Source organism: Halomonas citrativorans (genome assembly GCF_900163645.1).
Lineage (GTDB): Bacteria > Pseudomonadota > Gammaproteobacteria > Pseudomonadales > Halomonadaceae > Vreelandella > Vreelandella citrativorans.
Genome location: NZ_FUKM01000020.1, coordinates 14,461 through 27,867 on the forward strand (window position 1 = coordinate 14,461; position 13,407 = coordinate 27,867).

Annotated in this window: 13 protein-coding genes and 1 other RNA gene; 7 read left to right on the forward strand and 7 right to left on the reverse strand. The window is 55.2% G+C overall.

Annotated elements, in window-relative coordinates; genetic code table 11:
* Positions 1 to 4 precede the first annotated feature (4 nt).
* The gene (locus tag CZ787_RS05355) at positions 5 to 583 is read right to left on the reverse strand and encodes a UPF0149 family protein (RefSeq protein WP_087106933.1); all 579 of its coding nucleotides are present in this window, start codon (positions 581 to 583) and stop codon (positions 5 to 7) included.
* Between the two features lie 161 nt (positions 584 to 744).
* On the opposite strand from CZ787_RS05355, the gene CZ787_RS05360 reads away from it, so the two are divergent.
* From CZ787_RS05360 to CZ787_RS05370, 3 genes are all read left to right on the forward strand, one after another.
* The gene (locus CZ787_RS05360) at positions 745 to 1,044 is read left to right on the forward strand and encodes a cell division protein ZapA (RefSeq protein ID WP_087106935.1); all 300 of its coding nucleotides are present in this window, start codon (positions 745 to 747) and stop codon (positions 1,042 to 1,044) included.
* Between the two features lie 53 nt (positions 1,045 to 1,097).
* Positions 1,098 to 1,281: non-coding RNA, 6S RNA (gene ssrS / locus CZ787_RS05365), on the forward strand.
* Between the two features lie 6 nt (positions 1,282 to 1,287).
* Positions 1,288 to 1,920: a 5-formyltetrahydrofolate cyclo-ligase gene (locus tag CZ787_RS05370; RefSeq protein ID WP_087106937.1), complete on the forward strand. Its 633-nt coding sequence runs from the start codon at positions 1,288 to 1,290 to the stop codon at positions 1,918 to 1,920.
* 381 nt (positions 1,921 to 2,301) lie between these two features.
* Here CZ787_RS05370 and ilvA read toward each other — a convergent pair whose 3' ends face one another.
* Complete coding sequence (gene ilvA, locus CZ787_RS05375; RefSeq protein ID WP_087106939.1) at positions 2,302 to 3,816, reverse strand: threonine ammonia-lyase, biosynthetic; 1,515 nt, start codon at positions 3,814 to 3,816, stop codon at positions 2,302 to 2,304.
* Positions 3,817 to 3,997: 181 nt separating this feature from the next.
* Between ilvA and rpiA the strand changes: the two genes are divergently transcribed.
* Positions 3,998 to 4,669 carry a ribose-5-phosphate isomerase RpiA gene (gene rpiA, locus CZ787_RS05380; RefSeq protein ID WP_087106941.1) on the forward strand — a complete coding sequence of 224 codons (672 nt, stop codon included), beginning with the start codon at positions 3,998 to 4,000 and terminating at the stop codon, positions 4,667 to 4,669.
* Positions 4,670 to 4,673: 4 nt separating this feature from the next.
* Here the strand turns inward: rpiA and waaA are convergent, their stop codons facing one another.
* From waaA to CZ787_RS05395, 3 genes are read right to left on the reverse strand one after another with little or no spacing between them, the layout of a single operon-like run.
* On the reverse strand, positions 4,674 to 5,969 hold the full coding sequence (waaA, locus tag CZ787_RS05385) for a lipid IV(A) 3-deoxy-D-manno-octulosonic acid transferase (protein ID WP_087106943.1): 1,296 nt from the start codon (positions 5,967 to 5,969) through the stop codon (positions 4,674 to 4,676).
* Positions 5,969 to 7,399 carry a bifunctional D-glycero-beta-D-manno-heptose-7-phosphate kinase/D-glycero-beta-D-manno-heptose 1-phosphate adenylyltransferase HldE gene (hldE, locus tag CZ787_RS05390; RefSeq protein WP_087106945.1) on the reverse strand — a complete coding sequence of 477 codons (1,431 nt, stop codon included), beginning with the start codon at positions 7,397 to 7,399 and terminating at the stop codon, positions 5,969 to 5,971. Before hldE ends, waaA begins: the two co-directional genes overlap by 1 nt.
* Positions 7,389 to 8,486, reverse strand: a complete 1,098-nt coding sequence (locus tag CZ787_RS05395; RefSeq protein WP_087106947.1) for a glycosyltransferase family 9 protein — start codon at positions 8,484 to 8,486, stop codon at positions 7,389 to 7,391. The genes hldE and CZ787_RS05395 overlap by 11 nt, the downstream gene beginning before the upstream one ends.
* Here CZ787_RS05395 and CZ787_RS05400 point away from each other — a divergent pair.
* The gene (locus tag CZ787_RS05400) at positions 8,485 to 9,228 is read left to right on the forward strand and encodes a 3-deoxy-D-manno-octulosonic acid kinase (RefSeq protein ID WP_087106949.1); all 744 of its coding nucleotides are present in this window, start codon (positions 8,485 to 8,487) and stop codon (positions 9,226 to 9,228) included. The two genes, CZ787_RS05395 and CZ787_RS05400, sit on opposite strands and share 2 nt — an antisense overlap.
* A gap of 107 nt (positions 9,229 to 9,335) precedes the next feature.
* Positions 9,336 to 10,382 carry a glycosyltransferase family 9 protein gene (locus CZ787_RS05405; protein WP_087106951.1) on the forward strand — a complete coding sequence of 349 codons (1,047 nt, stop codon included), beginning with the start codon at positions 9,336 to 9,338 and terminating at the stop codon, positions 10,380 to 10,382.
* On the opposite strand, the gene CZ787_RS05410 is transcribed toward CZ787_RS05405, so the two are convergent.
* Positions 10,355 to 11,482, reverse strand: coding sequence for a glycosyltransferase family 4 protein (locus CZ787_RS05410; RefSeq protein ID WP_087106953.1), 1,128 nt, complete (start codon positions 11,480 to 11,482; stop codon positions 10,355 to 10,357). The genes CZ787_RS05405 and CZ787_RS05410 overlap by 28 nt on opposite strands.
* 84 nt (positions 11,483 to 11,566) lie before the next feature.
* Here CZ787_RS05410 and CZ787_RS05415 point away from each other — a divergent pair, with 84 nt between their 5' ends.
* Positions 11,567 to 12,607, forward strand: coding sequence for a glycosyltransferase family 9 protein (locus CZ787_RS05415; protein ID WP_087106955.1), 1,041 nt, complete (start codon positions 11,567 to 11,569; stop codon positions 12,605 to 12,607).
* Here the strand turns inward: CZ787_RS05415 and CZ787_RS05420 are convergent.
* Positions 12,587 to 13,351, reverse strand: a complete 765-nt coding sequence (locus CZ787_RS05420; protein ID WP_087106958.1) for a glycosyltransferase family 2 protein — start codon at positions 13,349 to 13,351, stop codon at positions 12,587 to 12,589. The two genes, CZ787_RS05415 and CZ787_RS05420, sit on opposite strands and share 21 nt — an antisense overlap.
* Between the last annotated feature and the right edge of the window lie 56 nt (positions 13,352 to 13,407).

Below are 13,407 nucleotides of genomic sequence, written 5' to 3' on the forward strand. Positions count from 1 at the left end.
AGAATTAGTGAACGGGCGCGTCGGCTTGCTCAACCTGGGGCTTACCCGGATGCTGCTCGGTATACAGCAGCATGGCGGCCATCCGCACGTGCTCTGTCAGGGCAAACAGGTCATTCTCATTTTCAGGGCTGTCGTCAATATCTGTTTCGATATGGCCTATGCCTGCCAAATCGTCAATCGCCTCACTCAGCGTTTGTGACCAGCGTTCGCGAAGCTCGCCATCCACTACTTCCTCGACGACTTCCATAAAGCCCAGCGTCCACTCTTTTAGCCCTTGGGCTTGCTCGCCCAGCGAGAACAGCTCATCGGGGAGTAGCGGCGCATAGTTCAAGTCGCTGGCGCTGAGCGCCTCCAGCGTTTGGCGACGCCAACCCAGCAGGCGTTCTGCACTGGGCTGGTCACGCGGTTGCTCAACCCCCAGGCTTATGCAGACCTCTTCAAGCCATGCCTCGGCACTTACATCGCGCAGCGCTAAAAGGGCGCTTAAACGTCCGTCTAAAAAGGCCGGTGACTGCATACTTCCATGCAGCAAAAAAACATCGGCCACGTCAGAAAAATCCTGGCGCTCATCAATCAATGACATAGTAATAACTCGCTGTGTAATAATGATTCATACGTTAATGCGTCCTGGACACTTGCGCGTTGACCCCGTACAAGCGCCTCTCTTATAGTGAGCGACGACTGTTTTCCTATGCCATGATGTTAACGCATTGGGCCCCTCGCTGGCCCGCGCTGGAGCTTTAAATGAGTAACGCCAAGCGGCCAACGAAAGAAATTACCCTTCTCGGGCGCAGCTATATAATTGCCTGCGATACCGGGGAAGAAGCCAAGCTTGATCGCGCCGCTCGCTACCTGGACCGCGCCATGAGCGGTATCCAAGCGCAAAGCGGCACCCTGGGCAGTGAGCGTGTCACGTTGATCGCGGCGCTTAATATCACTCATGAACTGCTTGAAGCTTTGGATGAGCACCGGGCAAGCGACGCCAGCTTGAACAAGCTAAATGACCGTCTGGAGCGGGCGTTGGAAAAAACCCGCCAGCCTTAGGCAACCTTTCACTCAATACTTTGGCATAGCCGCTGGCTCTGTTAGGATAGCGGGGTTCTCTGGGGTGTACGCCAGTCGTTATAGTCCCTCGAGCCTATGCGCAGTACCCAGGGGGCCAATTGCTAGCCAGACCCGTGTGCATGTCCGTGCGTCGGAAAGCCTGACGGTTTGGCTGCGGCCACCCACTCTGAACCAGTAGGTTCAGGGCCAGAATGACAGCGGCACTCTGGGGAACACTTATTTATGGAAAGCCTGCATCATCCTGAGGCCAAGCGCACCCTGCGCCTTACGCTACGCCGACAACGCCTCGCCCTTTCAAAACATGAGCAGCGCCAAGCCGCTCTACGCCTTTGCCAACAGCTCAAACGTTTGCCTGAAGTTCAGCGCGCCAAGCGCATCAGCCTCTATTTACCGGTTAACGGTGAAATCGACCCTACGCTTTTACTACCCTGGCTCCGTCAGCGTAATGTCGATGTTTATCTGCCGGTTCTGCGCCCGCTAAGCGATAACTCTCTCTGGTTCGTTAACTACCTCGCGACGACGCCCATGGTAAAAAACCGCTTTGGGATTCTTGAACCGGATACGCGGTTTGGCGCTCACCGCCGCAATCGGTTACCCGCCTGGGCGTTGGATACGCTCATTGTGCCGCTGGTAGGGTTTGATGGCGAGGCGAACCGCATGGGAATGGGGGGCGGCTTCTACGACCGCAGTCTTGCGTTTATGCGCAGGCAAGGCCCGGCGCCTGCCTTAATTGGCGTTGCCCACGCCTGCCAGTGTGTCGAATCGCTGCCTATTGAGCCTTGGGATGTGCCGTTGACCGCCGTGGTTAGCGACGAGAGTATCGTGCGCGCTGGCAAAAAAAGAGCTGACTCGTAAAGTCAGCTCGTACTACCTTTTGGCAAATGGCTGCGATGCCTTAAACGTTACGTTTAACTTCCCGATAACGCCTGTGCATAGCCAGTGGCGAGTACGCCTAACAAGAACACCACTGTTAATGCCATTACCATATCAGGCTTTTTCCGCCGCATGCCGATTCTCCAACGCCTTTCGCCAATGCACTAATGCATCACCCACCTGCGTTTTTAGAAAGGGCGACACACCACATAAATTTCGTTGATGACTATAGGGCCATAAGGGCATCAATGACAACGGGAAAACAGGCTGTTTTTTGCTTATTTAGACGTTTTGATAATTTATGAGCCCTTATTGTCCCTGAATTTTGCAGTTAGCGAACACTTACCTACCTCTCAAAACATCCTAGGCCATGAACAGCTGGTAAGCCGGGTTGTCGCTTTCACGCCAGTAGCGATAGCCAATCGCATCCAGGTAATCCGCCACATGAGTTTGGTCACTGCCGGGAACCTGCATACCCACCAGGACGCGACCATAAGCCGCACCGTGATTACGATAATGGAACAGTGAAATATTCCAATCATGGGGCAGTTGGGTCAGGAAATTCATCAGTGCCCCCGGGCGTTCAGGGAACTCGAAGCGGTACACTTCTTCTTCAAAGCGCTCGCTGGGTCGGCCACCGCTTAGATGGCGAATATGCAGCTTGGCCAGTTCGTTATCGGTTAAATCTTCTACTTGGTAACCGCCATCGCGCAGCTTGTCGATCACGGCCTGGCGATCTTCGCCGCCCGGCTTTACTTGAACCCCTACAAAAATATGCGCGTCGCTTTCATCCGCATAGCGGTAGCTGAATTCGGTGACCATGCGCTTACCCAGCGTCCGGCAAAACTTTTTAAAGCTGCCGGGTTTTTCATCAATGGTCACCGCTAAAATAGCTTCACGCTGCTCGCCAAGCGAGGTGCGCTCAGCAATATGCTGCAGTCGATCAAAGTTGGTATTAGCGCCGGAGTTAATACATAACAGCGTTTCTCCCTCGGCGCCGGTTTGCTGTACATATTTTTTCAAGCCGGCCAGCGACAGCGCACCGGAGGTTTCGGCAACTGCACGGGTATCTTCAAAGATGTCCTTGACGGCGGCACACATCTCATCGGTATTCACCGTAATGACATCATCAACCAGGTCCTTCACCAGCGAGAACGGTGCCTCGCCAATTTGAGCAACCGCGACACCTTCGGCAAATACACCGACCTGGTCCAGCACGACACGCTCGCCCGCCGCCAAAGCGGCTTTTAGGCAGGCGCTGTCTTCCGCCTCTACGCCGATAATCTTGATATCAGGGCGCAAGTACTTCACGTACGCCGCCACGCCTGCAATCAATCCGCCTCCGCCGACAGGCACAAAAATGGCGTCCAAGCGCCCGCTGTGCTGACGCAGAATCTCGACACCTATCGTGCCCTGGCCTGCAATCACATCAATGTCATCAAACGGCGGGATATAGGTGTAGCCGTGCTCTTTGATCAACTCTTGAGCATGCTCGGCAGCGGCGGCAAACGCATCGCCTTTCAGCACGACTTTTGCCCCTCGAGCACGTACCGCCTGCACCTTGATTTCCGGCGTAATACGCGGCATCACAATCACCGCTTTCACGCCCATCAGCTTTGCCGCCATGGCAAGACCTTGTGCATGATTACCCGCAGACGCCGCAATGACGCCTTTTTCCTTTTGCGCCTCGGTGAGCTGAGCCATTTTGTTATAGGCGCCGCGAATCTTGAACGAGAACACCGGCTGTAGATCCTCGCGCTTAATCAAAATCTGGTTGTTAAAGCGACGCGACAAAAAGGGAGCGGGGGAGATCGGGGTCTCACAAGCGGCTTCGTAAACGTTGGCCTGGAGAATCTTTTTGACGGTAGCTTCAAGCATGCAGGTATCCAAAGGAAAAACGTGAGTGATAGTTCGCGTTACGGCGAGGGGTTAAAACACTAACAAAGCCTGTATTGGTAGCAGATTACGCCTACCGACGTCTACTGTGTTTCCATCGGCAGCCAGCGCTTTGGTCGGTATACTAACGCAATAACCCTCCTCCTCTGACCTGGAAAAACACATGACTCAAGATGAACTCAAAGCCGCCGTCGCAGATGCGGCAATTAAAGAGATTGAATCAGGACTGGAAAAGGACACCGTGCTGGGCATTGGCACTGGCTCAACGGCTAATTTGTTTATTGATCGACTAGGACCGTTTCGCGACCGTTTTAAAGGCGCGGTGGCAAGCTCAGAGGCCAGTGCTAAGCGCTTGGAAGGCTTGGGTATTGAAGTATTTGAGTTGAACAGCGTAGGCACCGTTCCTTTCTATATCGACGGTGCCGATGAAGTAAATGCTCACTTACATATGATTAAAGGAGGCGGTGCCGCGCTTACCCGCGAGAAAATCGTGGCGGCCTGTGCCAAGCGCTTTATCTGCATTGCCGATGGTTCAAAGTACGTGGCAACGCTGGGCGATTTCCCTTTGCCGGTGGAAGTTATCCCCATGGCACGCTCTTACGTGGCCCGTGAGCTGGTGAAGCTGGGTGTCGACCCGGTCTACCGTCAGGGCGTCGTCACGGATAACGGCAATCATATTATCGACTGTTTTGATTTTATGATTGAAGATCCGGTTGACATGGAAGCCCGCATTAACGCCATTGTTGGCGTTGTGACCAATGGCTTGTTTGCCGCGCGCGGGGCCGACGTATTGCTGCTGGGTAAAGAAGGTGGTGTTGAGCGTATCGTACGTTAAGGGCTTATCGTTCAGCGCTTGAAAGCGCCTCAAGGCCCTCCAGGGTGCGTGCAAGCGCGCCCTGCTGCGCTTTGATAGCAGATTGGCCAGCCAGGCCTTCTTGAAGGCAACGCTTGGAGTCGGCGAAGCGGCACTGCAAGGCATCGACCAGCGCATCGACATCCGCCACCAGAGTAAGCGCGCCAGCCGCTTCAAGCGGCTCGACCACATCAGCAAAGTTTTCGACAAAAGGACCGCTAAGCACGGGTTTGCCCAGCGCTGCTGGCTCTAGCACGTTGTGCCCGCCTAGCGGCACTAAGCTGCCGCCAACAAATGCCACCAGGCCTGCACCATAAAGAACACCCAGCTCACCCAGCGTATCGCCTAGATACACTTGGGTAGCCGGGGTAACAGGCTCACCTTGGCTGCGCCGACTAGTCTCCCATTTCTTTGCCTTGCACAGTGCTGCGACCTCATCAAAGCGTTGAGGGTGGCGCGGTACAAGCACCAGTAGGGCATCAGGAAATTGGTGTAGCAATTGCCGGTGTGCTTCCAGCAGTAGCGCTTCTTCACCATCACGGGTAGAACCGGCAACCCAGACAGGACGTTCTCCCCATTCTAAAAGTAAGCGCTCACTCTCAATTGAGCCCCCTGATGGAAGACTCACTTCAAACTTTAACGACCCCACCACCGCCGTTTTACCGGGCACAGCGCCTAGCGCTTCAAACCGCTTGGCATCGTCAGCAGACTTGGCTGCCAGCCAATCGACATTGGCCAGTGTGCGGGCCATTAACGGGGCGATTTTCTGGTAGCGCTTAAACGCTTTAGGCGAGAGCCGCCCATTGACCACCGCAACCGGCGTGCCATGTTTCTGACAAGCGTGAAGTAAATTAGGCCAAAGCTCGGTCTCAAACATGATGGCGAGTTCAGGCGCTACGCGGCGCACAAACCGCTTGGCTGCACCGGGAAAATCCAGGGGTAGAAAGCAGTGCGCGAGCCGTGAGTGGTGATCGAGCTGCTGCTCGATCAATGCCTGCGCCTGCCGCGCGCCCGTAGCGGTCATGGTGGTTAACAGCAGGTTGTGGCGAGGGTAGCGGGTGAGTAGGCCCTCTATCAGCGGGCGGGCGGCACGGACCTCACCTACCGAGGCACAGTGCAACCAAATACGCGGCGGCGTAGGCAGCTTGCCAAGGCGCCTGCCCAGCCGCTGCCAACGTGAGTAAGTAGGTACTTGCTCACGCCAGATACGCCAGCCAATCAGTGGTGAAAGTGCATAGAGCGCCGCAGAATAGCCAAGGCACGGCCAGTTAATTCGCCCCATTATCCCTCGCGGTCCAAAATGGAGCTAATCATCGCCGAGGTGGATACGCCGTCCTCAAACCCGAGCACCTTGACGTCTCCCCCGTTGGCTCGAACGGCGTCTCCACCTGCAATGTCGTCAGGGTGGTAGTCACCGCCTTTTACCAGGATATCGGGCAGAACGGTTTCAATTAGCGCTTGCGGCGTATCGTTACTAAACGGCACAACCCAATCGACCGCTCCCAGGCCAGCCAGTACCTGCATACGTCGATTGAGCGGATTGATCGGCCGTTTGGGCCCTTTAAGACGGCCAATGGAGGCATCGTCATTTACCGCCACAATCAGGCGATCACCGAGGCGTTTTGCCTGCTCCAGATAGGCTACATGCCCTGCATGCAGAATATCAAAGCAGCCATTGGTCATGACGACCCGTTCACCGCGTAGCTGTGCCGCACGCACAGCCTCAACGAGAGGCGCCGGCTCGATAACCCCAAACTCGGCGAGCCTATCGCCATGTAGCGCGGTATAAAGCTCGGCTATTGAGAGTGTCGCGGTGCCTGGCTTGGCAACCACCAGACCCGCCCCCAGATTTGCTAGCATCATGGCTTCGGGCAAGGCATGGCCCGCGGCTAACGCGAGGCCCATTAAGCCAATGACCGTGTCACCAGCCCCGGTGACATCAAACACTTCCTGAGCGCGCGTAGGTAAATGAATAGGCGGCTGGCCTCCGCAGATCAACGTCATGCCTTTTTCGCTACGGGTGACCAGCAGAGCTTCCAGCTCAAGCTCGGCGCGCAGCGCTTCGCCCCGCATGGCAAGCTCAGCATCGCTTGCGCAGTGGCCTACCACGGCTTCAAACTCTGCAAGGTTAGGCGTGATCAAGCTCGCTCCGCGATACTTGCTGAAATCCTGCCCTTTGGGGTCAATCAAAACGCGCTTACCATGCGCACGCGCTTGGGCAATCAACCGCTCCACCTGGTTGAGCGTGCCTTTACCGTAGTCAGAAAGGATCACGACATCGCAGTCCGGCAACGCCTGTTCCACCTGGGCCAATAAATCTCCAGTGTCGATGTTATCCAGGCGTTGTTCAAAATCCAGCCGCAGCAGTTGCTGGTTACGACTCATCACACGCAGCTTGGTAATCGTGGGCACGTCGGGGCTGCGCTGAAAGTGAGTATTTACATTGGCTGTATGCAGCCGGGTTTCCAATAACACTGCGTTCTCGTCATCCCCGACAACGCCCGCCAGGGCTGCATGGCCGCCCAATGAGGCCACATTAAGCGCCACATTGGCTGCGCCGCCTGGGCGGTCGTCGGCCTCTTCAACACGCACGACCGGCACGGGGGCTTCGGGAGAAATGCGCGACGTGCCACCGTGCCAGTAACGATCGAGCATGACATCGCCGACGACCAGTATGTGGGCATGTTCTAACGCGGTTAAATCAACTTTCATGAGTAGATCCTGCAACTGTATCTGACGCTGTATGCGCAAGGAGCGTATCCAGCTGGGCAATAACGGTCTCGGTTTTAATGAGCTGCATCGCATCCTGATGGCGCACCCGCTGGCCCCAAGAGACCTCGCCCACCGATTTATGTAGGTAGGCATGCACCGCATCCGGATACGCATTGACGGCGAAATCACGCCAGCAATAGGGCGCTGCCCGCTGCGGATTAGTGGTGGCATACAGCCCCAGGGTGGGCGTTCCCATCGCATTGGCCATGTGGGCGGGGCCGGTATCCGGCGCGATCACCGCACGCGCCTGGCCAATCAGGGCCAACACGCCTTTCAATGACGTGCCGCCTATCGCATTAATCACGCTACCCGGCTGGCATAAGGCTTCAATCTGCTCGCCTATTTCGCGCTCAAGCGTACTGCTTCCCCCAGTCAGCACGCTTTTTAGACCATGGTGTCTCCAGGCGTGTTCGATAACGCTGGCGTAACCTTCCACCGACCAATTGCGAAAATTGCGCAAGCGGGCATTACTACACGGGTTGATGACAAGATAAGGCGATTCACCACTGATGACCCGCGCCTCTTCATAGGCCATCGCGGGTACCGGCATGTTCCACTCCAGGTGATCGTCCTTCACACCCAGAAGGCGAGCAAAATCCATAAAGGATTCCAGCACATGCGCCTTGGGATGCGGCGCCAGCTGATGCTGGGTAAACCAGTGCTGGGCATCCTTAGCGCGAGCCTTGTCATACCCTACGCGTACATTGGCTTTTAGGCCCAGAGAGAGCACGCTGGCGCGAATCGCCTGCTGCATATGCAGCAGTACATCAAAGCGTGTATCGGCAAGCTCGCGCCACAAGCGGCGCATTCCGGCAAGGCCGGTCGACTTGTCGTACACGACAAACTCGACCCCGGAAAGCCCCGCCAGTAGACTGTGCTCCCCCTTGCCGATAATCCAGGTAATGCGCGCTCGTGGCCACTGGCGCTGCAGTGCGCGTACCGTCGGCACGAGATTGCACACATCTCCCAAGGCGGAGAGGCGCAAAATAGCAATGTGGTTGGGTTCAGCAGGCAACGAGGGCTTCATGCGCTTAACGGCACTCCGGCAAAAAAATAGTCTGATGTTACATGATGCAGACAGTTTAAGTGACGCACCGGGATCACACCAACTATCACACCCTATCGGGCCGGCCCTGTTCACGGCCAACTACTGGCGCCAGCAAGGGCTGGTGGTGGGTGAAGCACCCGGCCGGGGCAGCAGCCTTTTTCTACAGGCAACGCCGACCCAGCAGTGGGTGCTGCGCCCCTATCGGCGCGGCGGCATGGTCGCCAGGTTAAGTGAAAAGCGCTATCTATGGACAGGTGCCGAGCATACCCGCGCCTTTCGAGAACTGCGCTTAACCGCCACGCTTTTTGAACAGGGCCTGCCCGTTCCAGCCCCGGTTGCCTGCTGCATCACCCGCTATGGCATCACTTATGAAGCGGCGCTATTAACGGTAAGAGTCCCCGGCGCTCAGGCGTTAGCCTCGCTACTTACTGAAAACAGCGCCGATAATGCGCTGCTTGCAAGGGTAGGCGCTATGATCAAACGCTTTCATGATGCAGGGCTTGATCATGTCGACCTTAACGCACGCAATATACTGGTCGATCCGGCAGGAGAACCGTGGTTGATTGATCTGGACCGCTGTCGCCTACGCCCACCAGGCAAATGGCAAGCTGCTAATCTGGCGCGCCTTTCCCGCTCAGTGGTGAAGTTTAACGCGCCTCACGCCATAACCCCTATCCGGCAAGGCTATGCTGAAAGGGCAATCACCGGCAGGGAAAGCTAAATATATCCGCCAAGCCTAATGACCTAAAGCATCTTCCTTACTAACGCCTTATTCTTATAAAATACTGATCATCGAATTATAATGAGCGCACGTAAGGAAAATAATCGATGCCAAGATGGAACAAAGTGCTTGGGCGCAGACTGCTTGAGCGCTGGTACGACTATACCCCCGACAGCTGGCAACCCGATACGGTGCGCAAGGCAGTCATTCTCTGCCCAAAATCGGTTGGCGACGGAATGGCTATTTACCCCATCATCAGGGCCTTACAGGCACGCCATGTTGATTGGCTTTGTGTCGTAGCATCGCATAGAAATGCCCCGGTCTTCGAAACACTGAAAAGCGAGGGTGCTGAAGTTCAAATTGTACCCAGAGACAGGGACTATAAAGCAGTCAAAACGCTTGCGAGGAACCTTCGAGCGCGCCATGGAAGTATTGATCTTTGCGTAGATGCAACGGGACACGCCACCTCTCCCGGCATCTATTTTGTGGGCAAACTGAAAGCCCGCATGAACCTCACTTATAGCGCTTACAACATGCAGGCGTTCGCTGACTTTGGGCAGCCGATCACGTATGACACATCGCTACCCACTCGCTGGTCTAAGCTGATTGAGAACGTCGGGTTAGGTAGTGTCGAAGGGCGCTTTGAGCTACCGATTCCTGTCAATATCGATCAGGAAGTCCATCAGTGGGCGAGCGAGCTTGGTCCCTATGTACTGTTTAACCTTGATGGCGGCGCTGATTATCGCTGTATTTCCATGGATAAAGCCAAGGCGCTTATGGATACTGTTCATAAAACCACAGGATTACCGCTGGTTATTCCCTATGCCCCCAGTGGTGAACAAAAAGCCGTGCAGTTAGCCAAACAGTTTCCATTTGTTCACACGTTTCCTGGCCCGTGCTCACTGTTGGTGTCAGCCGCTCTCGTCAAATATGCCGCCGTCGTTTTCTCACCCGACACCTCTATTGTGCATATCGCCAGCGCCTATAATCGCCCCACGGTGGGCGTGTATACGGTTATCAACAGCGCATGGCAACCCCAGGCAACGCCCCATGAAATCATCCATTCAACGGACCATGTTGAGCAGGGGGTGACATCCGAGCGGCTGGCTGACGCATTCAAGCGGGTCTACCCTTCGTCTGCCGAGATCTTGTAATACTCAATTAAGCGCTTTACATGCCGCTTGTTACTGAAATGCTGTTCAACGCGCATGCGGGCTGCCTTGCCCATGGCATGACGCGTTGTTTCATCACGCACCATGGCCTCCATCGCTTTGGCCCACGCGTTAATATCGTGCGGGCCCACGAGCACGCCAGAGGCTTCATCGACCAGTTCGGGTAGCGACCCCGTGTTGGAGCCAATAATCGGCAATGCGCACGCCATCGACTCAATAATGGTCAAACCAAACGCTTCATTTTCCGAGGGGATACATACCAAATCCAGCGCGGGCAAGATCTCGGGCAGGTCACTGCGGTGGCCTAGAAAGCTGATTCTTTTCTCAAGCGGCGTGCCCGCAATCATCGCTTGTAGCTCGCTATAGAAACGTTCTTCCCCCCCGGACGCGTAGTCAGTACCGCCTATCGACACAGCATAAAAGGGCAACGCAGGATCAAGTTCCAGTAGTGCTTTAACCCAGACATCCTGGCCTTTACCAGGCGTCACGCGCCCAGGCAATCCGATAATAACGGCCTCTTCAGGCAGTCCTAACTCTGCACGTTTGGTGCGAATAAAACGCTCATCATTGCAAGGGCGATACGTATTGATATCGACACCGTGAGGCAAGCAGATAACCCTTTCGCTGGGCAACGGGAGATTGCGAATATTACGAAGGTGAGTCGCCTGGCTAATCGACAGGACGCGCTCTACATTGGCATAAGCGAAGCGGTGGTAGAGGCTTTTTTTGGGACGCTGCCCGCCCATGTGGTCGGTGTAGAACACTCGAATACTCGGCATAACCAGTTTTAAAAGTGCGGTTAAACGCAGGTCACTCGACTTATGGCAGTGGATAACGCGAACGTTCTCTTCCATCAACCATCGGCGGATGCGTAATACGTGCTTTAGCGCTTGAGTACTGCTTTTGAATGCCAGGTAAGGTATCTGATGACGCTGCATATAAGTATTAATCCGCGTGCCCTCAAGGCAGATGCCGATGACGTCAATCTGGGCCGCTTTTAAATCCTCGGTTATACGGTCAACATAAAACTCCATCCCGCCGTTACCCTTCGACAGACAAAGTTGCACCACCTTATTTACCATCGCATCCCTCACTTCGCCACGCACTGTTAAACAAGCTCTTCATTCTCTTGTAGTATACAGGCTGCAATTAACGGGGCACCCAAAATGGCGCAGAAAGTGCTGGTCGTACGTAATGATAAAATTGGTGATTTCATGCTGGCCTGGCCAGCGCTGGCCTGCCTAAAAAGCGCATCACCTGCGCCGCATATTACGGTGCTGGTACCGGATTACACTGCACCGCTGGCTAGCGCGTGCCCTTGGGTGGATGAGGTCATTACCGACCCTGGTAGCCATGCTGACAAACACGCCCAGAAAGCACTGCTTAAGCGCGTAAAATCCACCCAGTTTGATGCTCTTCTGACTCTGTTTTCAACGCCACGCATTGGCTGGTTAGGCTGGCGGGCAGGTATACCGCTTCGTGTTGCTCCCGCGACCAAGTGGGCTCAACTGTTTTACAACGTGCGCATTCGCCAGCGCCGCTCTCAATCGGCAAAGCCTGAATATCAGTACAACGTGAACCTGGCGTGCGAGCTGTTAGCCAGGCTTTCGCTTAAGCTGCCTGCACTGCCCGAACCGCCCTTTTGGCCACTGCCCAGCACACAAACGCAGGGCCAAACGCCGACAGAGAATATGACAGCCGAAGTATCTATCGTTGTGCATCCAGGCAGCGGCGGCTCGGCGGTGAATCTTTCAATTGATCAGTACGCGGGGCTTATTGCTCAAATAGCCCAGCAGGTGAAAGAAGCGCCGCCTATTAATTGGTTGATCAGTGCCGGCCCTGGAGAAGAGGCACCTGCCCAAGCGTTAATCGACAGGCTTGCCAGCACTGGCGTCACGGCCAGGCATCTACCCAAGAGCAGCAACGTCGCTGAGTTTGCCCATCGGCTTGCCGAGGCCGATATGCTGATTGCGGGCTCAACTGGCCCGCTGCATATCGCTGGATGCTTGAACATCGCCACCGCAGGATTCTACCCGGCTAAACGCTCGGCCACCCCACTGCGCTGGCAAACGTGCAACAGCGCTGAAAAGCGGCTGGCCTTTAGCCCTCCGACCACTGCAGGCCAGCAGGATATGTCGGCGATTGATATTGATGCTGCCGCTCAGCAAATTTCAACGTTTCTCCTTTCAGCGTTTATGCGGGGGTGATGTCCGTGTGCGGATCCATAAGTCAGCGTATTTATTAAACGTAGAGTGCGCTGACAAAAGCGCTAGCAGGAAACCCTGCTTGCCATCCTTAAAGCCCGCTTTTAGCAGATACATCTTCACAAAGCAGGCAAGCCCATGTGTGAAACCGCTCGCCAGCGTGGCCGTTTTACCCTGAGCGGCCCGTTGCTCCGACCACGCCTGCGCATAGTGGGCAGATTTTTCCAGATAATGGCGCAGATCACGGTAGGTATAGTGCAGCAAATCGCCAGACAGGCGTTTGACCGTTAGACCATCGGGCACCACCAGTTTTTCATGTACCAGCGCTGCATTATAGGATGCTTGCCCTTTGGGATAGAGACGCGCGACCCAGTCCGGATACCAGCCTGAGTGGCGGATAAACCGCCCGAAACACCAGGAAAGCCGCCCAAGGCTAAAAACAGCTGGGCCACCCTGCACAGCATCCAAAATGCTTTTTTGCAGCGCTGGCGTAATGCGTTCATCGGCATCTACCATCAATATCCACTCGTGGCTGGCCAGCGCCTCGGCGCGCTGGCGCTGTACGCCAAAGCCCTGCCAATCCGTATTAACGCTTACGTTATCCGTATACTCGCGCGCAATCGCGCAGGTTTCATCCTGGCTCCCCGCATCCAGCACGACAATTTCGTCGGCCCAGGTGAGCGTATCAAGACATTCGCGCAGATGGTGCGCTTCATTTTTAACAATCAACACAGCAGAAATTGGCAAGAGGATTTCTCAGCTTAAGAATTTTTCAGGGTAACAGCATCATAGCTTTCACAAAT

Bases quoted from the DNA above. Each gene is read 5' to 3' on its own strand.
- CZ787_RS05415 (WP_087106955.1), top strand. From the start codon at position 11,567: ATGGCGCAGAAAGTGCTGGTCGTACGTAATGATAAAATTGGTGATTTC.
- CZ787_RS05405 (WP_087106951.1), top strand. From the start codon at position 9,336: ATGCCAAGATGGAACAAAGTGCTTGGGCGCAGACTGCTTGAGCGCTGG.
- waaA (WP_087106943.1), bottom strand. From the start codon at position 5,969: ATGGGGCGAATTAACTGGCCGTGCCTTGGCTATTCTGCGGCGCTCTAT.
- CZ787_RS05400 (WP_087106949.1), top strand. From the start codon at position 8,485: ATGCGCTTAACGGCACTCCGGCAAAAAAATAGTCTGATGTTACATGAT.
- rpiA (WP_087106941.1), top strand. From the start codon at position 3,998: ATGACTCAAGATGAACTCAAAGCCGCCGTCGCAGATGCGGCAATTAAA.
- ilvA (WP_087106939.1), bottom strand. From the start codon at position 3,816: ATGCTTGAAGCTACCGTCAAAAAGATTCTCCAGGCCAACGTTTACGAA.
- CZ787_RS05360 (WP_087106935.1), top strand. From the start codon at position 745: ATGAGTAACGCCAAGCGGCCAACGAAAGAAATTACCCTTCTCGGGCGC.
- CZ787_RS05355 (WP_087106933.1), bottom strand. From the start codon at position 583: ATGTCATTGATTGATGAGCGCCAGGATTTTTCTGACGTGGCCGATGTT.
- CZ787_RS05410 (WP_087106953.1), bottom strand. From the start codon at position 11,482: ATGGTAAATAAGGTGGTGCAACTTTGTCTGTCGAAGGGTAACGGCGGG.
- CZ787_RS05395 (WP_087106947.1), bottom strand. From the start codon at position 8,486: ATGAAGCCCTCGTTGCCTGCTGAACCCAACCACATTGCTATTTTGCGC.
- hldE (WP_087106945.1), bottom strand. From the start codon at position 7,399: ATGAAAGTTGATTTAACCGCGTTAGAACATGCCCACATACTGGTCGTC.
- CZ787_RS05370 (WP_087106937.1), top strand. From the start codon at position 1,288: ATGGAAAGCCTGCATCATCCTGAGGCCAAGCGCACCCTGCGCCTTACG.